The organism is Pseudooceanicola marinus (assembly GCF_002786295.1).
In the GTDB taxonomy this organism is placed as follows: Bacteria; Pseudomonadota; Alphaproteobacteria; order Rhodobacterales; family Rhodobacteraceae; genus Pseudooceanicola; species Pseudooceanicola marinus.
The window spans coordinates 501,735-527,151 of record NZ_PGTC01000010.1 but is presented as its reverse complement, the minus strand read 5'-3'; the positions used below and the strand labels follow the sequence as shown (position 1 = coordinate 527,151).

Below are 25,417 nucleotides of genomic sequence, written 5' to 3'. Positions count from 1 at the left end.
TAGCGAAGGGGGCCGGGAGCGTCCAGAGAGGGCGGGGAAATTCCCCGCCCCGCAGACTGCCTGCCGGCTAGCCCAGACGGGCCGCCGCGCGCCGGCCTTCGCGCTTGGCCCGGTGCGCCAGGGTGGTGACGTCATCGCCCGCCCGCGCCGGCACGATGCGATAGCGCGCCTCGACGAAGCAGTAGACGGCGAAGCCCAGAAGCCCCAGAGCCAGCACCCCCAGCAGGACCTGCCCGAAGGGTTGGGCGCGGACCGTCTCGAAGGCCTGGGTCATACCCTGCGCCTCCGACGCGTCAGAGGTCCAGCCGGCATAGGCCAGGAAGCCGCCGATCAGCGCGATCACCACGCCATGGGCGATCAGCCCGGCCTTCACCACCGGGTCCAGCTTTTCACTGGTGGCGGTGGCGCGCATGTGATCCTTGTACTTCTCCTTCAGCGCCTTGATGGCATAGTAGCCGCCGGCGCCGATGGTCACGACGCCCACGGCGATAACCAGCCACTTGCCCATGGGCTGTTGCAGCAGCCAGGAGGCCAGCGTCGTGGTCCCCTGCCCGCCGCTGCCGCTGGCAGAGCCGAGGGCGAGGCGTGCAGCGGTCACCGCAAGACCGGCGGCGATGGCGCCCGAAATAGCCTGTCCCAGCCGGGCGACGATCCCTTCGGCATCCGTGCCGCGCCGTTCCAGGTCCATCCCGGCGCAGATCAGGCGCCACAGAGCATAAGCCAGCAGGCCCAGGGCCATCGCGCCCAGCATCAAGTCACCGAAGGGCTGTCCCTTCAACTGGGCCAGCGCGGTGGAGGTACTGCCCGCCTGCCCGCCGGTCAGGGCGGCTGAGAGGACGAGGCCTCCGAGCAGGATGTAGGTGATGCCGCGAGCGCCGTAGCCGAAGCGCATCAGGGGGACGACCCAGGCGGGGGCACGGGATTGGGACATGGGTCGGCTCCTCACGGTGTTGTGTCACTAGGCCAATGCGAAGCGAGCGGCCGGGGTTCCTTCCGCACCCCGGATCAGGGCAACAGGCGCCGCCAGAGCCACGAGGGGGCCGGAACGCAAAAGGCCGCGCGGGGCGCGGCCTGTCGTCATGTATTCGGAGGGGCCGTGACGCCGCGTGACGGGCGCGCCTACTGGCGCGCGACGCCCTCGGGCACAGGCGGGCAGCCGTCGGGAGCGGGATGGCCGTCGAAGACCTCGGCGCCGCAGCGATTGATCTGGTGCCAGACCCAGCCGCGCCCGTCGTCCGCGATCGCCACCACGCGGTCGATGCCGTAGGAGATATTCTCCACCGACAGCAGCGCCCGGGCACTGCCCTCTTCCAGGGCCGCACCGATGGCGTCGGCGTCGTAGCAGTCGAACCAGCGCGGACCGACCAGAGGTTCGGCCGCCTCATAGGGCTCATAACCCGACAGGTCCTGAGCTGCGTCGACCGTGAAACAGGCGCGGTAGCGGATCGGGGAGCTGTCGGCGTCGATGCCCTCGAACCCGGTATGGGGCAGCGCGACGACCTCACCTTCTCGGGTGGTCAGCCGCACGTCCTCGGTGCCGCTGGCCGGCACTTCCTCGTAATAGGCGTATTCCTGCAGGTAGTAGATCGCGCCACCGGCCACCACGGCAGTGATCAACAGCGCGACGATGAGGATGCGGCCCATCATGACGCGATCAGGCCGCGGTCTCGGGGGCCCAGCCGCCCGCTTCGGTCTGCACGAAGGCATCGGCGCATTTCTTCGCCAGCGCCCGCACGCGGCCGATGTAGGCCTGACGTTCCGTGACCGAGATCACGCCGCGCGCATCCAGCAGGTTGAACAGGTGGGACGCCTTGATGCACTGGTCATAGGCGGGGTGCGCCATGACGATGCGCTTACCGGTCTTCGGGTCGACATGCTCCTGCGCCAGGATCGCCTCGCATTCCGCCTCGGCCTCCTCGAAATGCTTCAGCAGCACCTCGGTATTGGCGACGTCGAAGTTCCAGCGCGAATACTCCTCTTCCGTCTGGCGGAAGACATCGCCGTATTTCAGCGCGATCGGCGCCTGGGGATCATTGTAGGGCATGTCCATCACGTGATCGATGCCCAGGACATACATCGCCAGACGCTCCAGCCCGTAGGTCAACTCGCCCGAGACGGGGTGGCAGTCGTGGCCGCCGACCTGCTGGAAATAGGTGAACTGGCTGACTTCCATGCCGTCGCACCAGACCTCCCAGCCCAGGCCCCAGGCGCCGAGCGTCGGGCTTTCCCAGTCGTCCTCGACAAAGCGGATGTCGTGCAACTCCATGTCGATGCCGATAGCCTGAAGGCTGCCCAGATAGAGGTCCTGCAGGTCCGGCGGGCTGGGCTTGATCAGCACCTGGTACTGGTAATAGTGCTGCAGGCGGTTGGGATTCTCGCCGTAGCGGCCATCGGTGGGGCGCCGCGAGGGCTGCACATAGGCAGCGGCCCAGGGTTTCGATCCGAGCGAGCGCAACGTGGTGGCCGGGTGGAAGGTGCCCGCGCCCACTTCCATGTCGTAGGGTTGCATCACCGCACAGCCCTTGGAGGCCCAGTATGCCTGAAGGCGCAGGATGATCTCCTGGAAGGAGCGAGGTTTCTCGATGCGGGTCTCGGACATGTCCATCCCTTTCACGTAGCGCACAGACCGGGGCCGGCCGGGGTCAGGGGCCTGATTACGGGCGGGCGTGCGAAGGGTCAATGGCCCAGACCCGCACCGACCGGCGGCCCCGGGCAAGTCCTCTTCCGGTTGCATGTGCCTCCCGCGCTGTTGCACGGGGGACGCCGTACGTGCGCCCGGTTTGTCCGAATACGTCAAAACGCTTGCATTTCCGGGGGTTCAGACGGCTAGAAGGGGCAAAGACAGTTCGCCAAGAGGCCCTTTTTATGATCCGTTCCCTGTTCGCGGTGGTGGCCGCGTTGTTCCTTTCCCTGGGGGCCCTGGCGCCCCTGCCCGTCCGGGCGCAGACCGCCGGCGGCCAAGTTTACGTGCAGATCGAGGCTCAACCCAGTGAGTCCGAGGCCCTGCGCGCCATCACCTACTACGAAGATTTCCTGTCGGACGTGAACGGCTTCTCGCTGGGCAACGGCTATTTCGCCGTGGCGCTTGGCCCCTACAGCCGCACCGACGCCGGCGAAGTCCTGCGCGTGCTGCGCGCCGAGGGGCGCATCCCGCGCGACAGCTACATCGCCTTCCCCAGCTGGTTCGCCGGTCGGATCTACCCGCCCGCCGGCGGCGCCAGCGCACCGCAGGCCCAGCCCGAGGCCGCCCCCGAGGCGCAGGCCGAGACGCAACCGGCGATGCCCGCACTGCCCGACGAAAGCCCCGCCGAGGCGCGGCGCAGCGAGGCCCTGCTGAACCGGGCCGAACGTGACCAGCTGCAGATCGCGCTGGAATGGGCCGGCGTCTACAACGGCGCTATCGACGGCGCCTTCGGCCGCGGCACCCGCGGCGCCATGGCCGCCTGGCAGCAGAACAACGGGCACGAGGCGACCGGCATCCTGACCACCGCCCAGCGGGCCGAGCTTCTGGGTCAGTACAATGCGGTTCTGGACGGTCTGGGCCTGCAGACCCAGGCCGACACCCGCGCCGGCATCCGGATGCAGATGCCCCTCGGCGCCGTCAGCTTCGACCGCTACCAGGCGCCCTTTGCCTTCTACACCGCCTCCGGCGATCTGGACGCCCAGCTGATCCTGATCAGCCAGGACGGCGATCAGGATACGCTGTTCGGCCTCTACGACATCCTGCAGACGCTGGAGATCCTGCCCGAGGACGGCCCGCGCGAACGCGCCGCGCGCAGCTTCACGATCGAGGGCCGGAACGCCACCCGCGCCACCTATGCCGAAGCCGCGCTGGAGGATGGCGCGATCAAGGGCTTCATCCTGGTCTGGCCCGCGGGCGATGAGGAACGCCGCAGCCGCCTGCTGGAGACGATGCGCGCCAGCTTCGAGCGGACGCCCGGTGTGCTGCCCCATGATGCGGGCGCGGACACCGAGCAGAGCGTCGACCTGGTTTCGGGCCTGGAGATCCGCAAGCCGCTGAAGGGCCGTTCGGGCGTCTACGTGGGTGCAGATGGTGCCGTGCTGACGCTGATGTCGGCCGTGGACGGCTGCGGCCGCGTGACCCTGGGCACGGGGCGCGAGGACGGCACCCCTGCGGAACTGGCCGCCAGCGACGCCGCCACCGGGCTGGCCCTGCTGCGCCCGACGACCGCCCAGGCGCCCATGGGCGTGGCCAGCCTGGCCAGCCTCAGCCCCCGCATCGCCAGCGAAGTGGCCGTGGCCGGCTACAGCTACGAGGGCCTTCTGGGCGCGCCCAGTGTCACCTGGGGCAGCCTGGCGGATGTGCGCGGCCTGGCCGGCGAAGAGGGCCTGTTGCGCCTTGACCTGGCGGCCCTGCCCGGTGACGCCGGCGGCCCGGTTTTCGACCGCTCCGGCGCGCTGATCGGCCTGCTGGCCGACCCCGAGGATGGCGCCCGTCGCCTGCCCGAGGGCGTCTCCTTCGCGATCGACGCCATGACCGTGTCCGACATGCTGACGCAGGCCGGCCTGAGCCCCCGCACCTCCAACGCCGGCGAGTCCCTGACCCCCGCCGCCCTGACCCGTCAGGCCGAAGAACTGACAGTTCTGGTGCAGTGTTGGGAGTGACGTCCGGTTCGGCCCCCGACGGGGCCGACAAACGCTCCGGGGGAGCGTTTGAGGACGTCACGGGCAGAGCCCAGCTGGCTGAACGGCGCCCGGGCAGAGCCCAGTCCGGCCCCCACAGACGGACCAAATGCAAAAGGCGCCCCACCCGGGCGCCTTTTCTCTTTCTCGGCCCAGCCGCCTCCCGCCACATTCTGCGGATAGACCACCTCCGCCGCAGCCGCTTTCTGGTGCCGCACCATGAGGATCGCCGGGTCAGGCAAGGGAAACGCGACGAACGGACGGCCAGCCGGACGGCGCTAGCGCCGCCCATGCAGGTATCAGCCGCGCCAGAACCGCACGGTCAGCATGGCATAGACCACCATCAGCTCCAGCCGGCCGCAGAGCATGCCGATGATCAGCACCCATTTCGCTGTGTCGTTCAGCGGGCCGAAGTTGCCCGCAGGGCCGATGATGTCGCCGAGGCCCGGCCCGATATTGGCCAGCGCCGTGGCCGCGCCCGACAGGGAGGTGATGAAGTCGAGCCCGGTCAGCGCCAGTGCCACCGAGAAGACGCCCACCGAGACGGTGAAGAAGACGAAGAAGGACATGACCGAGGCCAGCACGTCCTCGTCCAGCTTGTTGCCGTCATAGCGCAGCGAGAAGACCCCGTGCGGCGAGTGGATCCGCTTGATCTGCGCCTTGATGGAAATCAGCAGGATTTGGTAGCGGAAGATCTTCACCGAACAGGCGGTGGACCCCGCGCAGCCCCCGATCAGGCCGATGAAGAAGAACATGGTGATGAGGAAGGCGCCCCACTGCATGTAATCGACCGAGGCATAGCCGGTACCGGACATGATCGAGACGATGTTGAACAGGCTTTCGCGCACCGCCTGTTCCCAGTGATGCGGGAAGATATGCAGCAGCACGATGGCCGAGACGACCACCAGCACGGCAATGGTGCCGATGAAGCCATGCACCTGGGTGTCCCGGAACAGCGCGATGCGGTTGCCGTTCAGCATCTGCACGTAGCGCACGAAGGGCAGTGCCGCGGCGATCATGTAGAAGGAGGCGGCATATTCCATCGGTCCCTGGAAGACACCGAAGCTGGCGTCGGAGGTGGAAAAGCCCCCGGTCGACATGGTGGTCAGCGCATGAACCGTCGCATTGTAGGGATCCATGCCCAAAATCAGGTAGGTCAGCATGCAGGCCACGGTCAGGCCGACGTAGATCACCGAGATCTGTCCCGCGATGGCCGAGGCCTTGGGCAGGATCTTCCCCATCGTCTCGAAGGCCTCAGAGCGGAACATCTGCATACCGCCCACCCGCAGTTCCGGCAGGAACACCATGGCCACGACGATGATCCCGATGCCGCCCAGCCATTGCAGGATGCCGCGCCACAGGTTCAGCCCTCGCGGCAGATCCTGCAAGCCGGAGAACACCGTGGAGCCGGTCGTGGTCATTCCCGACATCGCCTCGAAATAGGCGTCGGTGAAATCGGCCTGTGTCGCCCCCATGATGAAGGGGAGCGCTCCGAAGAGCGGCAGCATCGCCCAGAGACCGGTCGTCAGGATGAAAGTCTGCTGCAGGGTCAGCCCCTCGCGCGCGCCGTTCTGGCAGGCGAGCGAGGTCAGACTGCCCACGGTGAAGGTGATGAGGAAGCTCTCGAAGAACACCGGCCAGTGGCCGTTGCCATCGGCGATGTCCATCGCCAGCGGCACCAGCATGGTCAGCCCCAGCACCGCCACCAGCAGGCCGATCACGTAGCCAATGGGGCGGAAGTCGATCAGGGTCAGGCTCTGACCGCGGGGCACATCCAGGTTGGCCATCGGATCAGGCGGGCACGGCGAGGCCGCCGATCTCTTCCAGAAGGGTCAGGACCTGGTCCAGCCCCTCCCCCGTCTTGAGATTGGTGAAGACAAAGGGCCGCGCGCCGCGCTGTGCCTTGGCGTCGCGTTCCATCACCGACAGGTCCGCGCCCACGTAGGGGGCCAGGTCGGTCTTGTTGATGACCAGGATGTCGGAGCGGGTGACGGCGGGGCCGCCCTTGCGGGGGATTTCCTCGCCCGCGGCCACGTCGATCACATAGATCGTCACATCCGCCAGCTCCGGCGAGAAGGTGGCCGACAGGTTGTCGCCGCCCGATTCGACGAAAACCGCGTCGAGATCCGGGAAGCGCGCCATCAGGTCGTCGATGGCGGCCAGGTTGATCGAGGCATCCTCGCGGATCGCCGTATGGGGGCAGCCGCCCGTTTCCACCCCGCGAATGCGGTCCGAGGACAGCGCCTGCATCCGCACCAGCGCCTCGGCGTCTTCCTGGGTGTAAATGTCGTTGGTGACCACGGCGATGGACAGGTCATCGCGCAGGCGACGGCAGAGCGCGGCCGTGAGGGAGGTCTTGCCGGCGCCCACCGGGCCGCCGAGGCCGATCCGCAGGGGGCCGTGAGGGGAGCTGGTCATCGGGATACCTCGTGTCAGGTCGTGGTGGCGTGGTCGGTCAGGAACGGAAAAGGCGCGTGGTCAGCACCTCCTGCCGCATCGCCGCAATGTCGGACATTACAGCACAAGAGCCAAGGGCGTCGAGATCGCTTGGCGCAGCCGTGGCGGCAAGCTCGGCGCACAGCGGCTCCAGCGCCGAAAGTATGCGCTGACCGTCGGTCTGGCCCAGGGGCACCAGGCGGATCGCGGCGGAGGTGAGGTTCGACAGGAAGGCCAGCAGGAAGAGGCGCAGGGTCATCTCCAGCGGCAGGTTCATGAGCCGCGCGGCCCGGCCCAGCACCACCGGATAGGGCGCCGGATAAAGGGCGATCCCGTGCACCGCGGCCGTCGTGCGGGCAAAGGCCGCGCCCTGGGCTTCGGTTTCCAGCCGGCGGTTGGCCGAGGGGGCCAGGGCGGAGGCCAGCGCGGCAATTTCCGCCAACCTTTCGGGCGTCTCGGCGCGCCAGGCGGCGGCCAGCAGGATCGCGTCATTCTGCCCGGCGCCCTTCAAGGCCACGTCGCGCAGCCAGGCACCGGTCTGGTCTGCATTGGTCAGCCAGCCTTCGGCCACCGCCGCCTCGATCCCGTGGGAATAGGCAAAGGCCCCCACCGGGTAGGCGGGGGACAGCCAGCGGTGGAGGATCAGCGCCGGATCAGTGGTCGCGGTCATGATCACCCAGGGGGCCGTGGCCCGGTGCGCGGGGGCCGCCGTCGCCATCCACGTCCTCGGTCAGGGCGCCGAAGTCGTCGTGCGAGGAATGGTGGTGCGTGTGCCCGTGGCGCTTGCGTGCCGTACGTGCGCCGCGCGTCGTCTCATCCTCGGACTGCACATCCGGATCATCGTGGGAGGAATGGTGGTGAACATGTCCGTGATCGTGCGGATGCGCGTGGCCATGGTCTTGCGAATGCCCATGGTCGTGATCGTGGGCATGGGAATGTCCGTGTGCCCCGTCGTGCAGGGTGGCGCCATGTTCATGGGCATGGGTGCGCCCGTGACCATAGGCCCCGCCCTCCGGCAGGAAGGGCGCCATGACGGTTTCCACGGTGGCGCCGAGGTGGCGCAGCATCTCGGCAATGACCTTGTCTTGGCGGATGAACAGGGCCGAGGCGGTGATCTCGCAGGGGGTATGACGGTTGCCGATGTGCCACGCCAGACGGGGCAGCGCCTCTCCGGTGACTTTCAGCAGGGGTTCGGGGGCGGCCCGGATGCCGATCAGTCGGCCATCCTCAAGCTGCAGCGCGTCGCCGTCGTCCAGCGACAGGGTCTGGGCCAGATCGGCGAGGATGCGCTCCCCGCCGTCGGTCACAAGGCCCTTGCGCCGGAAGAAACGCTCTTCGTAGTCGAGCGTCACAAGGTCGTCGAAACGGGGCGCGTCCATTTCGGCGGATCTGAGGGCTGTCAGGGCTCTCTTGACTGGGGCACGATCAGGCATGACGCACCTCCGCTACCGGGAACCATTCCCTGACAGCCGGATGGCCCGAGCGGCGCGCGGCGGCGCCCCGCATCGGCCAAACGGCGATCAGACGTAGAACAGATCGCGGAAGACGTAGGCCGGGATATTGTCGCGGTTGACGCCCATCTTGGCCAGTTCCTCGTCGGACTTGGCTTGCAGCGCAGCGATCTGATCGGCACGGGTGCGGCGTTCCATGTAGGCCACCAGGGCCACGGAGACGGAGTGGAAGAAGGCCGACAGCTTTGCGAAAATGCCGGCGGGAGCGGAAACGTGGCTGGAAACGGTTGCCATGGGGGACCTCGTGAATGTCTGGTTCGTCCGTTGATTGACACTCACAATAGGTCAGCTCTTGCGCCCTTACCATTTTCAATCCCTCATTACCGCCATGCGCTTGCCGCAACGCAGAAAGCCTTGATTTAAAGGGGCTTGCAGACCCCACTTGCGCCAAACGCATAACTCTTTCCAGAAAGGCGCCGCATTGCAGCGTGGCCAGATCCGGGGAAAGCCCTGCCACACAAGGCGATTTCCCCACCCCGACGAACTTTGTGATCACAAGACTTGTCAAGGATCGCCCCTCAGTTGCCCCATTGCGCCAGAAGCGCTGGGTATGTGGTCATGCTCTCGCTGAACGCCACCTCTCCCGACTCGGGCAGATCGCGCCTGACGTCGGGAAAGGCCACGCCAAGAACCGGCACGTAGAACATCCCCAGCACCTGGGCGCCATAGGCCTCGCTGCGGGTCTCGATGTCATAGGGGATGACGCCGAAGGTGCAGTCGCCGATCTCGCGCTCCTCCTCGCGGCCGAAGGTGTAGCTCTGGGTTTCGGTCAGGCTGTCGGCCCCCTGGGCCACGACCGCCTCGACCTGCCAGGACACGCCTTCGCGCGGCTCCGGGAACTCCGCCTGCCCCACGGGGTAGTGGTAGGAGATCGTCAGCACTTCGGCGGCGGTGATCGCCGTCAGGGTCTGCGGATAGACCCCCTTCAGCATCAGGAACTGCTTGGTCAGCCCCTGGTCGCCCAGCTCGTAATAGGAGGCGAGATAGGCCGTGGTGCCGAAGGCGACATTGATGCTCTCCTGCCCCGCGACCGTGTTGGAATAGACGATGCCCGCCGAAATGTCGTCCGACGTCGGGCAACGGGCCAGCGCCGCCCCGGCCAGCAGCACAGCCGGTAGGGACAGGCAGAATGCGGCAGCGGGGCGCATCAGAAGAGGAAGTACCGCTGGGCCATCGGCAGGACCTCGGCCGGTTCGCAGGTCAGCAACTCGCCGTCGGCGCGCACCTCGTAGGTCTCTGGGTTCACCTCGACATGGGGCGTGGCGGAGTTGAGCCGCAGGTCCTTCTTGCCGATCTGGCGGGTGTTCAGAACCGCGATCGTCTCCTTCTCCAGCCCCAGCTTGCCTGCCAGCCCCTCAGCCTGGGCGGCAGCAGAGATGAAGGTGACGGCGGAGTTGGTCACAGCCTTGCCGTAGGCGCCGAACATGGGCCGGGTATAGACCGGCTGCGGCGTGGGGATGGAGGCGTTGGGATCGCCCATCTGGGCCGCCACGATCGAGCCGCCGATCAACACCATCTCTGGCTTTACCCCGAAGAAGGCGGGGTTCCACAGCACCAGGTCGGCGCGCTTGCCCTCCTCGATGCTGCCCACCTGGTGCGACAGGCCATGCGCGATGGCCGGGTTGATGGTGTATTTGGCGATATAGCGACGAACGCGGAAGTTGTCGTTGTCGCCCTGCTCCTCGGGCAGCGACCCGCGCTGCTTCTTCATCTTGTCGGCGGTCTGCCAGGTGCGGATCAGGACCTCGCCCACCCGGCCCATGGCCTGGCTGTCCGACGCGATGATGCTGAAGGCCCCCATGTCGTGCAGGATGTCTTCGGCCGCGATGGTCTCGCGCCGGATGCGGCTTTCGGCGAAGGCCACGTCCTCGGGGATCGCCTTGTCCAGATGGTGACAGACCATGAGCATGTCGAGATGCTCGTCAATCGTGTTGCGGGTGAAGGGCCGCGTGGGGTTGGTGGACGAGGGCAGCACATGCTCCTCGCCGCAGATCTTGATGATGTCGGGAGCGTGGCCACCGCCAGCGCCTTCCGTGTGGAAGGCGTGGATGGTGCGGCCCTTCATGGCGCCCACGGTGTTCTCGACGAAGCCGCTTTCGTTCAGCGTGTCGGTGTGGATCATCACCTGCACATCGTAATCGTCGGCCACGCTGAGGCAGTTGTCGATGGCCGCAGGCGTGGTGCCCCAGTCCTCGTGCAGTTTCAGGCAGGACGCGCCGGCCTTGATTTGCTCCTCCAGCGCGGCGGGCAGCGAGGCGTTGCCCTTGCCCGCGAAGGCCAGGTTCATCGGGAAGGCCTCGGCCGCCTGCAGCATCCGGCCCAGGTGCCAGGGGCCGGGGGTGACGGTGGTGGCCAGCGTGCCGTGTGCGGGCCCCGTGCCGCCGCCGATCATCGTGGTCAGCCCCGAATGCAACGCATCCTCGATCTGCTGTGGACAGATGAAGTGGATGTGGCTGTCGATGCCGCCGGCGGTCAGGATCTTGCCCTCCCCCGCGATGGCCTCGGTGCCCGGGCCGACGATGATGTCGACGCCGGGCTGGGTGTCGGGGTTGCCCGCCTTGCCGATCTTATGGATGCGCCCGTCGCGCAGCCCCACATCCGCCTTGTAGATGCCCGTCCAGTCGACGATCAGCGCGTTGGTGATGACGGTGTCGACCGCACCTTCGGCCCGCGTCGCCTGCGACTGGCCCATGCCGTCGCGGATCACCTTGCCGCCGCCGAACTTCACCTCCTCGCCGTAGCGCGGTCCATTGGCCGACCCGCCACCCAGGGCGGCCAGCTCGGCGGTCAGGTCACGCTCGACCTCGATGACAAGGTCCGTATCGGCCAGCCGCAGGCGGTCGCCGGTCGTGGGGCCGAACATCGCGGCATAGTCCGCGCGGGAGATCTGGGTGGGCATTCGGGTGGCTCCTGAAGGATCTTTCGACGCGACTTAGCTGTCGTCGCTCTTGTTGGCAGGGCTGTCGGGCATCGAAGGCGGCGCCGAGGGCTGACGCGGGCGGCGCGCCCTCGCCTCGGCCTCCGGTTTGCCCTCCGCCTTGGGCGCCGGTTGCGAGGCGCTCGCGGCCTTGGCCTCGGTCTTGGATGCACCAGTCTTCGCGGCCTCGGCTTTCGCCTCCGGTTTCGGCGTCGTCGCGGGCGCTGCCTTGGCTTCCGTCCCGGAGGCTGCGCCCTTGGCGGCGGCGTCCGCCGCGGTCTGGGCCCGGGTGGCCGGTGTCGATGCGGGTTTCGCGGCCGGCTTGGGCGCGGCCTTGCGGGCGGCCGGTTTCGCGTCGCTACCGGCAGTCGTCTGGGCGGCCGGCTTTGCCGCAGGGGTGTCCGCGGCTGCGGGTGTGGCCGTCTTCGCGGTCGAGGCCCGCTTTGCCGGCGCCTTGCGGGCGGCGGGCTTGCGCCGCGGTGCCGGTTTCGGCGTCAGCGCCGGGACCGCCTCGGCGCCCTCGGGGGCCGGATGGGGCGAAACATCGGGCAGCGGGTCATCCAGCATCGCCCTCAGCATCGCCTGGGAAAAGCGCATCTGCCATTCGGCCATCCGCGCGGAGCCGACAAACAGTCCCTGCACGAAACTGGCCTGGCGGATCATGATCTGCGTCGCGTCCATCATTAGGTCTATCCCTTTCGCGTTGCGTCCACGTCACGTTCCGGCGGGACGCCCCCGCCGATCTGCCCGTCCCCTCGTGGCCCCGGGTCGCGTCAGAGCGCGCCCATGACCTGTTGATTGAATCCGTAGATTCTGCGACCGCCCCCGATGGGGATCAGCTGCACCTCACGACGCTGGCCCGGCTCGAACCGCACGGCGGTGCCGGCCGCGATATCCAGACGCAGCCCATGGGCCGCGGCGCGGTCGAAATCCAGCGCCGGGTTGGCCTCGGCGAAATGGTAGTGGCTCCCGACCTGCACCGGGCGATCCCCGGTATTGGCCACCATCAGCGCCACCGACTGGATCCCGTCGTTCAGCGTCAGGCTGCCCTCTGCGGGCAGCAGTTCACCGGGGATCATCGACGTCCCTCCCAGGGCGCGCGCTTCGGCTTCTCTACGCGCACGGGGATCGGGGCCGGTTGCTGTTTCGGGCCCAGTAGCGCCAGGAGTTTCTCCAGAAAGCTCATTTGCTTGCGCTCCTTTCTTAAGGTTGTGCCTTTGCGGTTCGGCCTTAACGGATCGGCCCTAGCGGATCGGGTTGTGGACGGTCACCAGCTTGGTGCCATCCGGGAAGGTGGCCTCGACCTGGACCTCGTGGATCATCGAGGCGACGCCCTCCATGCATTGCTCGGCAGTGATGACCTGGGCGCCGGCCTCCATCATCTCGGCCACGCTGCGCCCGTCGCGCGCCCCCTCGACCACCGCGTCGGTGATCAGGGCAATCGCCTCGGGGTGGTTCAGCTTGACGCCGCGGGCCAGCCGCTTGCGCGCCACCTCGGCCGCCATGGCCACCAGAAGTTTGTCTTTCTCACGGGGAGTTAGCTGCATGTGTCAAAGCGTCCACGTCTTGGGAATGTCCTGGCCCGAAAGCCGCGTGATGGCCGGGATGAGTCGGCGTCGCAGCTCATACCCATCTTCGGCCAGGATCCGTGCAAAGAGAAGGTCCTTGGCGACACAACTTGCGCCCCCCAGCGGACCCAGAAGGTCGCGCAGCGCCGGCAGCAGCGTTTCCGCCCCCGGGGCGGCGAACAGCAGGGCCGCCATGGCCCGATTGCCCGCTGCGACCCCCGGCTGCGCCAGCTGCGCGTCGATGTCACCGATCAGGCGAAAATTGTCGGCAAAAGTCAATTTACCTGCGCGATACACCCGCCATATATCCGATTGAAATCCGGAATGTACAAACTCGCCCATGGCCAAACGGCCCGACACCAGCGGCTCCACCGCCAGGAAACGGGCATCTTCGGCCAGGTCGACGCGGAAGCTGCGCCGCACCCGGGCGCCATCGAACAGGATCGTTTCCTGCGGCAGCCAGTCCAGTCGCGCGCCGGCACCGACGGTCAGGGCGATGTCCATCGCACCGGTTTCATCGGGTTGCGCGCGGTAGAACCGTTCAGCCGCCTGGGAGGTCAGCATCAGCGAGGCACCCGCCTCCGCCTCCGCCTCGACGTGGAACCGATCGCCGCCCGTCACCCCGCCGGAGGTGTTCAGGAAAACGGCGTTGAGCGTGTCATGACGGGAGGCGGGGAACAGAGCCTTGAGCGATCCGGACTGATGCAGCCGCCCGATGCGCGCACCGGGGCGGGCGGACAGCCGCAGCACCCCGCGGGCGCGGGGCTGGCGCTGCGCCTTCGGGCGCATCTCCTGCAGCTCCATGTTGATGGCGTGTCCCTCCAATCCCTTGGAGAGTAGCAAGCCGCGCGGCGGACGAAAGGGCAATCGCGATCACGCCCCCGGCCCTGCCACTTTCGGCGGCAAGGCGCCCATCAAATGGGCGTCCGGCAAGAGGCGCGCGATCAGCCAGCGTGATGCAGCGTGGCGAGGAAACGCGGATCAAGGCTGGAGGCGGCGAAGGTCGGCCCCTCGGTCAGGATCGACACCGCGTCATGTGAATGCAGGCTTTCCTGGTGGCTGGCCGCCACGCGAAAATCGCCGATGCGCGCATCCCCTTGCAGTTCTTCGCAGAACAGCCGCGCCGCGTCCTCGACGAAGATCGGGTTGGCGGCGTTCAACTCGGCAAAGGCCTGTTCGTCCTCGCGTTTGACCATCACCTGAGTCTCGGTCGGCACGGCGACGCGGGCCATGTCGATCAGGTCCTCGAACCACAGGCAGTCGCCGGGCAGCACCTGCACCGAGATCCGTGCCACCGACCGCTGCGAATGCGGCGTGGCCAGTTGGCCGCGGGCACGGCGCGCGTGTTCCGACAGCTCCAGCGAGCAGGGGCAGGTGGAGGAATAGACGTAATCGAGGTGGATGTAGCGGTTGCGCTGCCCGCCTTCGTCCACGACCTCCAGCGCGATGTCGTAATACTGGTAGCCCGCCAGGCCGGAGCGCAGGCTTTCACGCTTCACCGGGTAGGAAAACCGCATCATGATCCGGGCGTCGAGACTGTCGAGATCCGATTTGTAGTCATCCAGCGCCGCCTCGATCACCCCGAAGGAGAAGCACTTCTCGGCATGGCCGTAGAAGCTGCGCATGATCCGGGACATGTTGATGCCCTTCTTGTCGGCCTCCAGGCTGACGGTGCCGGTGACCGAGCTTTCCAGGGTCTGATCGCCGCCGTCGCGGGTGTGGAAGCGGATCGGCAGGCGGAAGTTGGAGATGCCCACGTGCTGGATCGGCGCGTGGGCGCCACGGATCAGCGAGGCCGGGCCGTTCTGCAGGTCAGGCAGCGTGGCGCGATAGGCCGCATCCACGGCGAAATCCTGCGGATAGTCGCGCGACAGCACGGGATACCCCCCCTGCCCCGGCAACAGCTGGGCCACGGCCGGATCCAGCGCGTTGATCTCGGCATCCGAGGCCTTGGCGACCCAGTCGCGCAACAGCGCGAGGGCGGCTTTGGCCTCTTCGGTTTCCGGTTTCAGATCGTTCGGGTGGATATTCATGCTCCGCCCTCCCCCTTCTTCATCGCCCCAGACAGGACGCTCCCAGGCAAGCTGGTGTATACATAAGCGTCTTCGGCAGGAATTTCCATTCTCGCCTTAGATACGCAGCCATAAAGCTAACGGATCACTAAATCTCTGCCGGAAAGAAAACGGCGCTCCGGGGGGCCGGACCGCCGTCTGTCTCTGTGCCTGCCCTGCGAGCGGGGGTCGGCGAGCTCAGGCCAGTTCGAGGGCCGCCAGCCAGTCGGTCACCAGGTCCTCGGCATCTTCCAGCCCGACCGAGATCCGCACCAGGCCCCGGGTGATGCCCAGTTTCTGCCGCGCCTCTTCGGTCAGCGAGGAATGGGTGGTGGTCGCCGGGTGGGTCAGGATCGACTTCGCATCGCCGAGGTTGTTGGAGATGACGCCGACGTTGACCGCGTTGAGGAAGCGGAACGCCGCCTCCTGCCCGCCGGCCAGGTCGATGGCGATGACGGTGCCACCCTTGCCGGTCTGGCGCTGCACCAGGTCGTACTGCGGGTGCGACCGATGCCCCGGGTAAATCATGCGCGACAGCTTGGGGTGCTGGTGGAAGGCCTCGGCAATCTTTTCAGAGCTTTCGGTCTGGGCCCGCACGCGCAGGTCGATCGTCTCCAGCCCCTTCAGCATCAGCCAGGCGTTGAACGGAGAGATCGCGGCGCCGGTATGCTTGGAATAGTTGAAGAAGGGCCCGTTGATGAAGTCCTCGCTGCCCAGGACGACACCGCCCAGGGCGCGGCCCTGGCCGTCGATATGCTTGGTCGCGGAATAGACCACCACGTCGGCGCCCAGTTCGATCGCGCGGGAATAGACCGGGGTGGCAAAGACGTTGTCACAGACGACCAGCGCGCCGACGGCATGGGCCATCTCCGACACCGCCTTGATATCCACGACCTCCAGCGTCGGGTTCGAGGTGGTTTCGAAGAAGACCAGCTTGGTCTCCTCGCGGATCGCGGCCTTCCAGGCCTCCAGGTCGGTGCCGTCGACCTGGGTCAGCTCGACCCCGAAGGGCACCAGCACCTTTTCCAGGATGAACAGGCAGGACCCGAAGAGCGCGCGGGAGGCCACGACATGATCGCCCGCCTTCACCTGCGACAGCAGGGCATTGTTCACCGCGGCCATGCCAGACGCGGTGGCAAAGGCCGCCTCGGCCCCTTCCAGTTGCGCGATCCGGTCCTCGAACATCGCCACTGTCGGGTTGCCGTAGCGGGCATAGATGAATTCGTCCGGACCCGTTTCCTCGAACCGGGCCTCAGCCTGTTCGGCGGTGTCGTAGACGAAACCTTGCGTCATGAAGATCGCTTCGGAAACTTCGTTGTACTGCGATCGGCGGGTGCCGCCATGGACCAGCTTGGTGCGCGGTTTGTAGTCTTGCGTCATCTTTCCAACCTCCGGGCCGCGGGGGAAACGGCCAATAAAAAAACCCCAGACGCGGTCAAGCGAAAGGGGTCTCCTATCCTCGACCTCTTTAGCGGAATGTTTAACGTGGCCCGCAATCCGGTAACAAAGCGCCACGTCGCCCGCATACGCGCCGCCCGACGCGGGGTCAAGACAGGCACGGCCCGTCACGGCGCTGTTACGGAGATTTCACGGCTCCTTTGCTTCTTTGGGTTAGCCATGAGGCAGAGATGAGCAGAGGGCTCGTTGCGATGAGCTTGATCCGGATAAACACGAGCCCGCAGGGGCCGGTGACCCACAACGGCGGCGCGCCCGCCGGGCCGGCGCTGCGCCAGGCGCTCAGCCCGCGTACCGCTCAGGGGTCCGCCGGCCCGATCATCGTGATGGTGCACGGCTACCGCTTTCTGCCCGGCGACCCGCACCATTGCCCCCATCGCCACATTCTTTCCGATCACCGCAGCCATGCCTGCCGCAAGGCCGTCAGCTGGCCCCGGGGGCTGGGCATCGGCGAGGACGGACGCCTGGGCCTGGCCTTCGGCTGGCCTGCACGCGGCACGATCTGGCAGGCCTATGCCCGGGCCGAGGCGGCCGGCCGGGACCTGGCCCAAGTGCTGGCGGAGCTGCGGCGCCTGGCCCCGCATCGCCCGATTCACGCCCTGGGCCATTCGCTGGGCGCGCGGGTGCTGCTGTCGGCCCTGGCGGCGCTGGACAGCCCTGTCCTCGACCGCGTCCTGTTGCTGGCTGCTGCCGATCACGCCAGCCACCTGGAGGCCGCGCTGACCAGCCCGGCCGGGCGGCGGGCGCGCCTTCTGCACGTGACCAGCGGGGAAAACGGCGTCTTCGACCTGATGCTGGGTGGCCTCGTCCTCGGGCGGCGCTGGAACGACGCGGTGCTGGGACGCGCGGGCGCCCCCGACCTGCCGGAACTGCGGCTCGACGACAGTCGGCACCTGGCCGGCCTCTGCGCCCTTGGCTTCCCCCTGGCCGCGCCGGACCGCCGGATCTGCCACTGGTCAACCTACCTGCGCGAGGGCGCCTTTCCGCTTTACCGCGCGCTGACCGGCCCGCAGGGCGCCGCGCTTCACGCCGAAGTGACGCAGGCCATCGGCAAACCCGCCCGGCCTGCCCGGGCCGGCTGGTCCCTGCCCTTGCCATGGGGCGCCAATGCGTCATCATGACCCCTCGCGAACAGGAGGATGTCATGACCACGCCAATCGAGCTTTACTACTGGCCCACGCCCAACGGATGGAAGATTTCCATCGCGCTGGAGGAAATGGGCCTGCCCTACAACCTGAACCTCGTGGACATCAGCGCCGGCCAGCAGTTCGAGCCTGACTTCCTGAAGATCTCTCCCAACAACCGCATGCCCGCGATCATCGACCCCGACGGGCCGGAGGGGGAGCCTATCTCGATCTTCGAAAGCGGCGCCATCCTGCAGTACCTGGCGCGCAAGACGGGCCAGTTCTGCGGCCCGACCGAACACGACCGGATCGCCGTGGACCAGTGGCTGATGTGGCAGATGGGCGGCCTGGGGCCGATGGCCGGTCAGGCGCACCACTTCCTGAAATATGCCCCCCAGATGGGCCATGAACTACCCTATGCTCAGGACCGCTACCGCAACGAGGTGAACCGCCTGCATGGCGTTCTGGATCGGCAGCTGGCCAAGACCGAATATGTTGCCGGCGACTTCTATTCCATCGCCGACATGGCGATCTGGCCCTGGGCGATCCTGTGGGAAGGCCAGCAGCAGGACATCAGCGACAAGCCCAACCTGTCGCGCTGGCTCGATCAGGTCGGCGCGCGCGAGGCGGTGCAGAAGGGCAAGGCCCTGGCGTCCGACAAACGCGCGGTGACGCAGTCGAAAGACGCGCAGAAGGTGCTCTTCGGCCAGAAGTGAGCCGCCGGCGACGCGGGCGCACAGCCATTGCGCCCGCACACACAGCCCCGCCGCTTGCCCCGGCGGGGTCGGAATGACTAGCTGTCTCTCAAACAGGACGGGCGGGCGCGGCCCCTGTCGCGCTGCCCGATCCCGAGGAGACACGAGATGAAGAAGATCGGCTTTCTGTCCTTCGGCCACTGGTCCGCGCAGCGCGGCTCGGCCACCCGGACCGCCGGTGACGCCCTGCTGCAGGCCATCGACCTGTCGGTCGCGGCCGAGGAACTGGGCGCCGACGGCGCCTATTTCCGCGTGCACCACTTTGCCCGCCAGCACGCCAGCCCCTTCCCCCTGCTGGCCGCGGTCGGCGCCAAGACCTCGAAGATCGAGATCGGCACCGGCGTCATCGACATGCGCTATGAAAATCCGCTCTACATGGCCGAGGATGCCGGTGCCGCCGACCTGATTTCCGAAGGTCGCCTGCAACTCGGCCTGTCGCGGGGCAGCCCGGAACAGGTGATCGAGGGCTGGCGTTATTTCGGCTACAACCCCGGCGAGGATGAAACCGACGCAGACATGGGCCGCCGCCACGCCCAGGTCTTCCTGCAGATGCTGGAAGGCCAGGGCTTTGCCGAGCCGAACCCGCGCCCGATGTTCCCCAACCCGCCAGGCAAGCTGCGGCTGGAACCCTTCTCCGAAGGGCTGAAGGATCGCATCTGGTGGGGCTCGGGCAGCGTGAAGACCGCCGAATGGGCCGCCATGCTGGGCATGAACCTGCAAAGTTCCACCCTGAAGGACGACGAGACGGGTGAGCCCTTCCACGTGCAGCAGGCGCAGCAGATCCGCGCCTACCGCGAGGCCTGGAAGGCTGCGGGCCACAAGCGAACCCCGCGCGTCTCGGTCAGCCGGTCGATCTTTGCCCTGACCAACGACATGGACCGGGCCTATTTCGGGCGGGGCGGCAAGGAAGATGACAGCGTCGGCTACATCGAACAGCAACGCTCGATCTTCGGCCGCAGCTACGCGGATGAGCCGGACAAGCTGATCAAACAGCTGGAAAAGGACGAGGCGATCGCCGAGGCCGATACCCTGCTGCTGACTGTGCCGAACTCACTAGGCGTCGATTACAACGCCCATGTGATCGAAAGCATCCTGAAAGACGTGGCGCCCGCTCTCGGCTGGCGTTAAGGAAGGCGTTACCGCTTTCCCTTAGCGGTTTCTCAGTCAGGCGCGCGTCTCTCGGGACGCGCGCCTTTTTCTTATGCCTGTGAACGGCTTAGAGCTTCATCGTGCCGGTTTCGACGAACCGCTGGTGCCACGACAGCGCCTCGTTCAGCAGAGTCGGCGCATGCTTGCCGTAGCTGTCCTGCAGGGCGCGGGTGTAATAGTCGCGCAGCATGGGGCGGTAATCGGGGTGGGCGCAATGTTCGATGATCAGCTCGGCGCGCTGGCGCGGCGCCAGGCCGCGCAGATCGGCGAGACCCTGTTCGGTCACGATCACCTGCACGTCCTGGCTGATGTGGTCCACATGGGCCACGCGCGGCACGATGGCCGAAATTGCCCCGCCCTTGGCGGTCGAGGGCGTGACGAAGATCGAGACATAGCCGTTGCGGGCAAAATCGCCCGAGCCGCCGATGCCGTTCTGGATGCGTGAGCCCATGATGTGGGTGGAGTTCACGGCCCCGAAGATGTCGGCCTCGATCAACCCGTTCATGGCGATGCAGCCCAGGCGCCGCACCAGTTCGGGGTTGTTCGAGATGTCCTGCGGCCGCAGCAGCAGCCGGTCCTTGAACCGCTCGGCGTTGTCGTTGAAATACTGCGCCTTTTCCGGGCTCAGCGAGAATGCCGTGGCCGAGGCCATGCGCAGGGTGCCCGCCTCGATCATGTCCAGCATGCCGTCCTGGATGACTTCGGTGAAGGCGGTCATGTTCTCGAACGGCGCCTCGATCAGCCCGGCCATCACGGCATTGGGCACATTGCCCACGCCTGACTGGATCGGCAGCAGCGATTTCGGCAGGCCGGCGCGCTTGGCCTCCCATTCCAGGAACTCGATGATATGGCTGGCGATGGTCAGCGAGGTCTGGTCAGGCGGGCTGAAGGGCGCGTTGCGGTCGGGCGCATCGGTGCGCACCACGGCGGCCACCTTCGACAGGTCAACGCGGAAATGCGGCTGGCCGATGCGGTCGTCGGATTTCACCAGCGGGATCGGCACCCGGTTCGGCGGCAGGGCCGTGCCATAATAGATGTCGTGCATCCCGTTCAGATGCTCGGACTGCCAGTCGTTGACCTCCAGGATGATCTTGTCGGCCAGCTCCAGCCAGGTCTTGTTATTGCCCACCGACGAGGACGGGATCAGTTCCCCCTCGGGCGTGATGCCCGAGATCTCGACCACGGCCACGTCCATCTTGCCCATGAAGCCTTCCCAGGCCATCGGGGCGACCTGGCTGAGGTGCATGTCGAAGTAGTTCATCTCGCCGTTGTTGATCTTCTCGCGGGCGACCGGGTCCGAGTTGTAGGGCAGCCGGAACTCGATTCCGTCGGCCTTGGCCAGGGCCCCGTCCAGCTCCGGCCCCGTGGAGGCGCCTGACCAGATCTTCACCTTGAAGGGCGTGCCTTCGGCATGCTTTGCCTCGATCCTTGCGGCCAGGGCCTGGGGCACCTCCTTGGGGTAGCCCGAGCCGGTGAAGCCGCTCATCCCGATGGTATCGCCCGGGGCGATCAGGCTGGCGGCGTCCTCGGCGCTCATCATCCGGGCGCGCAGGGTCTCGTTGGAAATTCGGTTGGCCATCAGCGACGCATCCTCCTCGGCTGGTTCGACCTGGCGGCGGGACAGGCCCGCGCTGGAACGATTGCAATTGAATACAAATGTGCACCGACCGCCAGTGGGTCGCGGCGGCACGCAGATCCGCCATGCGTGAGACACATGACGGAACCACCACCGAGAGCAGAGTCAGTAGAGACCATCAACTAATGGCTGAGAATGGGTCTCCGGCCCCTCATCGCAGCGGGAACCGGTCGAAGAGGCGCGGGGCCGCGTCGGGCCGTGTCGAATCGAAGACATAGGAACTGACCCGGGCGCCCCTCTCATCCGTTTCGAGGATGGAGAAGGCCGACAGCCCATCGGAGGCGAGGCAGGGCAGCGGCGTGCCGTCCTCTGCCGCCTGCGGCGAGAACTCGGTCGGGGGCACGGGGGACAGCCCGTGCGGATCGCCCCACACCGGGTAGTTTGCCGCATCGAAGCGCGGATCCTCGGGGCCGTTGGTGCGGCGGGTCTGCCCGGGCAGGTAGCAGCCATAGGAATTGCCCACGTTCGAGGTTTCCAGCACGTTCAGCCCGCCCGCCGTGACGAAGCGGTTCCACAGGTGCGAATGGCCATTGTGCAGCAGCTGCACCCCCGCCGCCTCCAGCAGCGGTTCGACGTCGCGGATGTAGATATCCTCGCCCAGCGGGTACTCGTAGCGCACCCCGATCAGCCGCCCCGCCTCATCCCGGTCCAGCACCGGCACCGGATCGGCGAAGACCGGGATCGAGTTGTCGCCGACCCCATGCGACGGGGTGTGCATCATCGCCACTTTCACCGGCGCCGTGCGGAAGGCCTCGCTTGCCAGCACCGTCTTCAGCCAGTCGTGCTGGCGGGAGCCTGCCGCCATGTCCTCGAAGATGAACTCCCCCCAGCCCCACTGGTCGGGGCTGTCCAGGTTTTGATCGGCTTCGCGGTACTTGCCGCGACGGTCCGCTGCCATCGACGGGCTGCGCCAGATGCGCGTGCCGTACAGCCCGATCAGGAAGATATCGCCGAACCGCAGGGCGTAGTAGGTCTCGCCCCCCGGGCTGTCATCGGGCAGGGTGAAGAGCTCTTCGTAGCTGAGGGTGTTTAAGGCATTGTCCCGGATCCAGCTGTCCCGGACGCCGGGATCGCCCGAGGGGTTCAACAGCTCCGCGCGGGCCTCATAGCTCGCCTCGGCCACGGCGCGCGGGTGCGGATCGTTGAACTGCCGCACCAGTGGCGCCCGGGGGTCGTAGCGGCCCATGACCTCATGATTGCCGATGACCGGGAAAAGCGGCGCATGCTGCAAGATGCGGCCCCCGCGGTAGCGCGCTTCACTGGCCTCCCCGGCGCTGCGCAACACCATGTCCGCCCGCCCCTGCATGGCCGGGAAGAAGGCGGCGCCGCGCGTGTCGTCGAACCAGCCCGAGGCGCGATCCGGCACGTTCTGCAGGTCGCCGGCGAAGAAGACCGCGTCGAGGGGGCCGAACATCGCCTCCACCTGCTGCATGTTGGCCGGTGTCATCGGCTTCTGCTGGTGGTCCGAGGTCAGAAGGATGCGTAACGGCTGACCCGGTCGCGGCAGGGCCGCGAGGGTGTAGCTTTCGCTGGTCAGCCTCCTGCCCGCCCCGTCCGTGCTTTCGACGTGGTAGCCCGTCCGCTGGCCGGGCGTCAGCCCCTCGACCTGCGCCTCATGCCGCCAGATGTCGCGCGGGGTGGTGCGGGGGTAAAGGCTGCCGTCGCCCGACTGCGGGCCGATATGACTGTCGGCATCCTCGGCCATGCGAGACAGCTTGAGCGTCCGTGCCGCGACGCGGGTGCCATCCGCCAGCACCACCTGGTGATCGCGGCCCTCGAATTCCGTCAGCCAGACCACCCGCACCCCCGTCTCGGTCGGCAGTTGCAGGTAGGGGTCAGTCAACAGGTGGGTCATCTCGGGGCTCTGCGCGGCTGAGGGCGCCGGGGGCAGGATCAGCAGGGCAAGAGCCATGGCCAATGCGCCCGCGCCAGCGCGATGGCGGGGGGAGAAAGGCATGGCGCCCTCCTGTCATGAACAGACAGGCGCAGCCCTAATGCCGGCCGATGACAGGGAAATGACAGTGCCCAGACCGGAGCCGGGCCGGGAAAGCGCAGCATGCGGGCCCGTCAGCTCTCGTCGCCCTCAGCCTCTTCGATGCCGTGGTCCTGGAACACCTTTCCCTGCGTGATGAAGAACAGGAACACCGCCGCCGACAGGCCGAAGGTCTTGAAATAGACCCAGGTGTCGGTGCTTTGCGTGCGCCAGATCACCTCGTTCAGCACCGCCAGCGCCAGGAAGAAATAGCACAGCCGCCGGGTCAGGATCATCCAGCCTTCGTGGGTCAGCGGCACCGCCTCTTCCATCACGATCTGCAACCAGCTTTCGCCGCGCAGAAGGCCCAGGCCCAGGGCGCCGCCGAACAGCAGGTAGATCAGCGTTGGCTTCATCTTGAAGAAGCGGTCATCGTTCAGCCAGACCGACAGCCCGCCGAAGATCACGATCAGCACCGCCGTCATCACCTGCATCTTCGACAGCTTGCCGGTCAGCCGCCACAGGGCAAAGGTCGAGGCCAGCATCAGCGGGATGAACCCGGCGGTGACCAGGATGAACCCTTCGTAGTCGCGTCCACCGATGGTGTAGATGTTGTCCTTCAGCAGAAGATACGCGGCGAAGAAGACCAGGATCGGCCCCAGCTCCAGGCCAAGTTTCAGGGCAGGTGAAATCTTCTTGGGCTCGGCCACGGGGCGCTCCTTCATCATCCGGCTACTTCTACTACCACGGCGCCCACGGCGATCAATGCCATCAGGGCGATACGGCGCGGCCCCACCGTTTCCTTCAGCACCAGCCAGCCGATCAGCGCGGCAAAGACGGTGGAGGTTTCGCGCAGCACCGCCGCCTCGCCCACCTTGTCCAGCCGCGTCGCCAGCATGACCGACCCGAAGGAGCCATAGGCCACCAGCGCGCCGAGGAACCCGCCGCGCAGCCAGTCACGCGGCGCGGGTCTGATGTCCAGATGGCGCCAGCGCCAGGCCAGGACAAGGGGGAAGTCCAGGTTCGTGACGAGGAAGAACCAGGCGAGGAAGGTGAAGGGATCGGGCAGCGCACGGATCGCATAGGCGTCGTAGGTGGTATAAAGCGCGACAAGCGCGCCGGTGACCACCGCCAGGATCAGCGCCGCCACCAGCGTCTCCCGCGCCACCACGATGTGACGCAGGTTGTAAAGCGCCAGGCCCAGGATCCCCGCCATCAGGAGGCCGACGCCCAGCCACTGCAGCGGCTGGAACACCTCGCCGAAGACCACCCAGGCGCCCAGCACGGTGAATACCGGGCCGGTGCCGCGCACCACCGGATAGACCACCGTGTAGGCGCCCCGGCTGTAGGCCATGGCCATGCCGACCTTGTAGGCCATGTGAATGGGGATCGCCCCCAGCACCAGCGCCCATTGCAGCGCGCCCTGCGGTGCCGGCACCAGCCACAGCACCGCCGGCACGGCCAGGGCCACCATGAAGACATCCATGATGCCGCGCGAGGTCCAGGGAGCCAGACGCCCCTTCTGCAGGGACCCGAATAGCGCATGCAGCAGGGCCGCGGACAGCGCCAGGATCAGCGCGGCCTGATGGCCGGCCTCCGTGCCCTCGATGGCGGTGAACCAGTCGCTCATGCGCGCGGGGCCTTTCGGGAAATGAACTCTGGACGGGTGGAGGGCGTTGGCCCGGTGATGGAAGACCTACTCAGCAGCCACTTTGCCCCGCCCGTCGCCGGCCTCAGCTGGCCCGAGATCCTGTTGCGCCTGTTCGGCGCCCTGCTGCTTGGCGGGATCATCGGGTGGGAGCGCGAGCGGCAGGAGAAATCAGCCGGGTTGCGCACCCATATCCTGGTGTCGCTGGCTGCCTGTCTCTTCACCCTCATCATGCTGGGCATCCTGATGGACCCGCTGACCGACGATTCCTCGGTGCGCAAGGATCCGATCCGCGTGATCGAAGCAGTCACCGCCGGGGTCGCCTTCCTGGCGGGCGGCGCGATCTTCACCGCCGACGACAAGGTACGCGGCATCACCACGGGGGCGGGGCTGTGGCTGGCGGGCGCGGTCGGCCTCTCGGCGGGTATGGGCAACCTGGCGCTGGCGGCGCTGACATCGGTCATGGCCGTCACCGTGCTGTGGCTGCTGAAGCGCGTACTGGAGTGACGGGCCGGTGCCCGGCCCGCCGAAGGGGATGCGGTCGGTGACAG

25 protein-coding genes and 1 riboswitch are annotated in these 25,417 nt (G+C 67.1%); of the genes, 5 read left to right on the top strand and 20 right to left on the bottom strand.

The annotated features are described in order from the left end of the window. Positions 1-67: 67 nt before the first annotated feature. From CVM50_RS06685 to CVM50_RS06675, 3 genes are all read right to left on the bottom strand, one after another. Complete coding sequence (locus CVM50_RS06685; protein WP_085887400.1) at positions 68-931, bottom strand: DUF1206 domain-containing protein; 864 nt, start codon at positions 929-931, stop codon at positions 68-70. 188 nt (positions 932-1,119) lie between these two features. Then, entirely contained in the window at positions 1,120-1,644 is a 525-nt protein-coding gene (locus CVM50_RS06680) for a DUF6446 family protein (protein ID WP_085887909.1), read from the bottom strand. Between the two features lie 10 nt (positions 1,645-1,654). Beyond that, positions 1,655-2,599, bottom strand: a complete 945-nt coding sequence (locus CVM50_RS06675) for a glycine--tRNA ligase subunit alpha (protein WP_085887401.1) — start codon at positions 2,597-2,599, stop codon at positions 1,655-1,657. A gap of 266 nt (positions 2,600-2,865) precedes the next feature. Between CVM50_RS06675 and CVM50_RS06670 the strand changes: the two genes are divergently transcribed. Then, positions 2,866-4,626, top strand: a complete 1,761-nt coding sequence (locus CVM50_RS06670) for a serine protease (RefSeq protein WP_100148442.1) — start codon at positions 2,866-2,868, stop codon at positions 4,624-4,626. 317 nt (positions 4,627-4,943) lie between these two features. Here the strand turns inward: CVM50_RS06670 and CVM50_RS06665 are convergent, their stop codons facing one another. From CVM50_RS06665 to metZ, 13 genes are all read right to left on the bottom strand, one after another. Next, positions 4,944-6,431, bottom strand: coding sequence for a TrkH family potassium uptake protein (locus tag CVM50_RS06665; protein ID WP_232618171.1), 1,488 nt, complete (start codon positions 6,429-6,431; stop codon positions 4,944-4,946). A gap of 4 nt (positions 6,432-6,435) precedes the next feature. Beyond that, the gene (ureG, locus tag CVM50_RS06660; protein ID WP_085887402.1) at positions 6,436-7,062 is read right to left on the bottom strand and encodes an urease accessory protein UreG; all 627 of its coding nucleotides are present in this window, start codon (positions 7,060-7,062) and stop codon (positions 6,436-6,438) included. Positions 7,063-7,099: 37 nt separating this feature from the next. Continuing rightward, entirely contained in the window at positions 7,100-7,750 is a 651-nt protein-coding gene (locus tag CVM50_RS06655) for an urease accessory protein UreF (protein ID WP_085887915.1), read from the bottom strand. Beyond that, entirely contained in the window at positions 7,734-8,459 is a 726-nt protein-coding gene (locus tag CVM50_RS21945; RefSeq protein WP_085887403.1) for an urease accessory protein UreE, read from the bottom strand. Before CVM50_RS21945 ends, CVM50_RS06655 begins: the two co-directional genes overlap by 17 nt. Positions 8,460-8,600: 141 nt before the next feature. Next, entirely contained in the window at positions 8,601-8,825 is a 225-nt protein-coding gene (locus CVM50_RS06645; RefSeq protein ID WP_085887404.1) for a DUF1127 domain-containing protein, read from the bottom strand. Between the two features lie 284 nt (positions 8,826-9,109). Beyond that, positions 9,110-9,739 (bottom strand): hypothetical protein, encoded by a 630-nt coding sequence (locus CVM50_RS06640; RefSeq protein ID WP_085887405.1) that lies wholly within the window; start codon positions 9,737-9,739, stop codon positions 9,110-9,112. Next, positions 9,739-11,490, bottom strand: coding sequence for an urease subunit alpha (gene ureC, locus CVM50_RS06635; RefSeq protein WP_085887406.1), 1,752 nt, complete (start codon positions 11,488-11,490; stop codon positions 9,739-9,741). Before ureC ends, CVM50_RS06640 begins: the two co-directional genes overlap by 1 nt. Positions 11,491-11,523: 33 nt before the next feature. Further along, on the bottom strand, positions 11,524-12,192 hold the full coding sequence (locus CVM50_RS06630) for a hypothetical protein (protein ID WP_085887407.1): 669 nt from the start codon (positions 12,190-12,192) through the stop codon (positions 11,524-11,526). Between the two features lie 89 nt (positions 12,193-12,281). Then, positions 12,282-12,587, bottom strand: a complete 306-nt coding sequence (locus CVM50_RS06625; protein WP_085887408.1) for an urease subunit beta — start codon at positions 12,585-12,587, stop codon at positions 12,282-12,284. A 165-nt stretch (positions 12,588-12,752) separates the two neighbouring features. Further along, positions 12,753-13,055: an urease subunit gamma gene (locus tag CVM50_RS06620; RefSeq protein ID WP_085887409.1), complete on the bottom strand. Its 303-nt coding sequence runs from the start codon at positions 13,053-13,055 to the stop codon at positions 12,753-12,755. A 3-nt stretch (positions 13,056-13,058) separates the two neighbouring features. Continuing rightward, entirely contained in the window at positions 13,059-13,880 is an 822-nt protein-coding gene (locus tag CVM50_RS06615) for an urease accessory protein UreD (RefSeq protein WP_085887410.1), read from the bottom strand. Positions 13,881-14,020: 140 nt separating this feature from the next. Continuing rightward, positions 14,021-15,109, bottom strand: coding sequence for a GTP cyclohydrolase FolE2 (folE2, locus tag CVM50_RS06610; RefSeq protein ID WP_085887412.1), 1,089 nt, complete (start codon positions 15,107-15,109; stop codon positions 14,021-14,023). 216 nt (positions 15,110-15,325) lie between these two features. Beyond that, the gene (metZ, locus tag CVM50_RS06605) at positions 15,326-16,507 is read right to left on the bottom strand and encodes an O-succinylhomoserine sulfhydrylase (protein WP_085887413.1); all 1,182 of its coding nucleotides are present in this window, start codon (positions 16,505-16,507) and stop codon (positions 15,326-15,328) included. Between the two features lie 67 nt (positions 16,508-16,574). After that, positions 16,575-16,652: riboswitch (SAM riboswitch) on the bottom strand. Between the two features lie 103 nt (positions 16,653-16,755). On the opposite strand from metZ, the gene CVM50_RS06600 reads away from it, so the two are divergent. From CVM50_RS06600 to CVM50_RS06590, 3 genes are all read left to right on the top strand, one after another. Further along, complete coding sequence (locus tag CVM50_RS06600; protein WP_143515593.1) at positions 16,756-17,703, top strand: DUF726 domain-containing protein; 948 nt, start codon at positions 16,756-16,758, stop codon at positions 17,701-17,703. Positions 17,704-17,726: 23 nt separating this feature from the next. Continuing rightward, positions 17,727-18,422 carry a glutathione S-transferase N-terminal domain-containing protein gene (locus CVM50_RS06595; RefSeq protein WP_085887415.1) on the top strand — a complete coding sequence of 232 codons (696 nt, stop codon included), beginning with the start codon at positions 17,727-17,729 and terminating at the stop codon, positions 18,420-18,422. 147 nt (positions 18,423-18,569) lie between these two features. After that, a complete protein-coding gene (locus CVM50_RS06590; RefSeq protein WP_085887416.1) occupies positions 18,570-19,589 on the top strand; it encodes an LLM class flavin-dependent oxidoreductase in 1,020 nt (339 codons plus the stop codon). 88 nt (positions 19,590-19,677) lie between these two features. On the opposite strand, the gene CVM50_RS06585 is transcribed toward CVM50_RS06590, so the two are convergent. From CVM50_RS06585 to CVM50_RS06570, 4 genes are all read right to left on the bottom strand, one after another. Next, positions 19,678-21,189: an acetyl-CoA hydrolase/transferase family protein gene (locus CVM50_RS06585; protein ID WP_198431863.1), complete on the bottom strand. Its 1,512-nt coding sequence runs from the start codon at positions 21,187-21,189 to the stop codon at positions 19,678-19,680. Between the two features lie 208 nt (positions 21,190-21,397). After that, on the bottom strand, positions 21,398-23,203 hold the full coding sequence (locus CVM50_RS06580; RefSeq protein WP_085887417.1) for a metallophosphoesterase: 1,806 nt from the start codon (positions 23,201-23,203) through the stop codon (positions 21,398-21,400). A gap of 110 nt (positions 23,204-23,313) precedes the next feature. Continuing rightward, a complete protein-coding gene (locus CVM50_RS06575; RefSeq protein WP_085887918.1) occupies positions 23,314-23,943 on the bottom strand; it encodes an inner membrane-spanning protein YciB in 630 nt (209 codons plus the stop codon). Then, a complete protein-coding gene (locus CVM50_RS06570; RefSeq protein ID WP_085887419.1) occupies positions 23,943-24,848 on the bottom strand; it encodes an EamA family transporter in 906 nt (301 codons plus the stop codon). The genes CVM50_RS06575 and CVM50_RS06570 overlap by 1 nt, the downstream gene beginning before the upstream one ends. 21 nt (positions 24,849-24,869) lie before the next feature. On the opposite strand from CVM50_RS06570, the gene CVM50_RS06565 reads away from it, so the two are divergent. Next, positions 24,870-25,373 (top strand): MgtC/SapB family protein, encoded by a 504-nt coding sequence (locus tag CVM50_RS06565; RefSeq protein WP_232618170.1) that lies wholly within the window; start codon positions 24,870-24,872, stop codon positions 25,371-25,373. The last annotated feature ends 44 nt before the right edge of the window (positions 25,374-25,417 follow it).

What these genes read in the sequence shown, in the direction of transcription:
- CVM50_RS06685 (WP_085887400.1), bottom strand. Translation starts at nt 931, where the DNA reads ATGTCCCAATCCCGTGCCCCCGCCTGGGTCGTCCCCCTGATGCGCTTC.
- CVM50_RS06680 (WP_085887909.1), bottom strand. Translation starts at nt 1,644, where the DNA reads ATGGGCCGCATCCTCATCGTCGCGCTGTTGATCACTGCCGTGGTGGCC.
- CVM50_RS06675 (WP_085887401.1), bottom strand. Translation starts at nt 2,599, where the DNA reads ATGTCCGAGACCCGCATCGAGAAACCTCGCTCCTTCCAGGAGATCATC.
- CVM50_RS06670 (WP_100148442.1), top strand. Translation starts at nt 2,866, where the DNA reads ATGATCCGTTCCCTGTTCGCGGTGGTGGCCGCGTTGTTCCTTTCCCTG.
- CVM50_RS06665 (WP_232618171.1), bottom strand. Translation starts at nt 6,431, where the DNA reads ATGGCCAACCTGGATGTGCCCCGCGGTCAGAGCCTGACCCTGATCGAC.
- ureG (WP_085887402.1), bottom strand. Translation starts at nt 7,062, where the DNA reads ATGACCAGCTCCCCTCACGGCCCCCTGCGGATCGGCCTCGGCGGCCCG.
- CVM50_RS06655 (WP_085887915.1), bottom strand. Translation starts at nt 7,750, where the DNA reads ATGACCGCGACCACTGATCCGGCGCTGATCCTCCACCGCTGGCTGTCC.
- CVM50_RS21945 (WP_085887403.1), bottom strand. Translation starts at nt 8,459, where the DNA reads ATGGACGCGCCCCGTTTCGACGACCTTGTGACGCTCGACTACGAAGAG.
- CVM50_RS06645 (WP_085887404.1), bottom strand. Translation starts at nt 8,825, where the DNA reads ATGGCAACCGTTTCCAGCCACGTTTCCGCTCCCGCCGGCATTTTCGCA.
- CVM50_RS06640 (WP_085887405.1), bottom strand. Translation starts at nt 9,739, where the DNA reads ATGCGCCCCGCTGCCGCATTCTGCCTGTCCCTACCGGCTGTGCTGCTG.
- ureC (WP_085887406.1), bottom strand. Translation starts at nt 11,490, where the DNA reads ATGCCCACCCAGATCTCCCGCGCGGACTATGCCGCGATGTTCGGCCCC.
- CVM50_RS06630 (WP_085887407.1), bottom strand. Translation starts at nt 12,192, where the DNA reads ATGATGGACGCGACGCAGATCATGATCCGCCAGGCCAGTTTCGTGCAG.
- CVM50_RS06625 (WP_085887408.1), bottom strand. Translation starts at nt 12,587, where the DNA reads ATGATCCCCGGTGAACTGCTGCCCGCAGAGGGCAGCCTGACGCTGAAC.
- CVM50_RS06620 (WP_085887409.1), bottom strand. Translation starts at nt 13,055, where the DNA reads ATGCAGCTAACTCCCCGTGAGAAAGACAAACTTCTGGTGGCCATGGCG.
- CVM50_RS06615 (WP_085887410.1), bottom strand. Translation starts at nt 13,880, where the DNA reads ATGGAGCTGCAGGAGATGCGCCCGAAGGCGCAGCGCCAGCCCCGCGCC.
- folE2 (WP_085887412.1), bottom strand. Translation starts at nt 15,109, where the DNA reads ATGAATATCCACCCGAACGATCTGAAACCGGAAACCGAAGAGGCCAAA.
- metZ (WP_085887413.1), bottom strand. Translation starts at nt 16,507, where the DNA reads ATGACGCAAGACTACAAACCGCGCACCAAGCTGGTCCATGGCGGCACC.
- CVM50_RS06600 (WP_143515593.1), top strand. Translation starts at nt 16,756, where the DNA reads ATGAGCAGAGGGCTCGTTGCGATGAGCTTGATCCGGATAAACACGAGC.
- CVM50_RS06595 (WP_085887415.1), top strand. Translation starts at nt 17,727, where the DNA reads ATGACCACGCCAATCGAGCTTTACTACTGGCCCACGCCCAACGGATGG.
- CVM50_RS06590 (WP_085887416.1), top strand. Translation starts at nt 18,570, where the DNA reads ATGAAGAAGATCGGCTTTCTGTCCTTCGGCCACTGGTCCGCGCAGCGC.
- CVM50_RS06585 (WP_198431863.1), bottom strand. Translation starts at nt 21,189, where the DNA reads ATGGCCAACCGAATTTCCAACGAGACCCTGCGCGCCCGGATGATGAGC.
- CVM50_RS06580 (WP_085887417.1), bottom strand. Translation starts at nt 23,203, where the DNA reads ATGCCTTTCTCCCCCCGCCATCGCGCTGGCGCGGGCGCATTGGCCATG.
- CVM50_RS06575 (WP_085887918.1), bottom strand. Translation starts at nt 23,943, where the DNA reads ATGAAGGAGCGCCCCGTGGCCGAGCCCAAGAAGATTTCACCTGCCCTG.
- CVM50_RS06570 (WP_085887419.1), bottom strand. Translation starts at nt 24,848, where the DNA reads ATGAGCGACTGGTTCACCGCCATCGAGGGCACGGAGGCCGGCCATCAG.
- CVM50_RS06565 (WP_232618170.1), top strand. Translation starts at nt 24,870, where the DNA reads ATGAACTCTGGACGGGTGGAGGGCGTTGGCCCGGTGATGGAAGACCTA.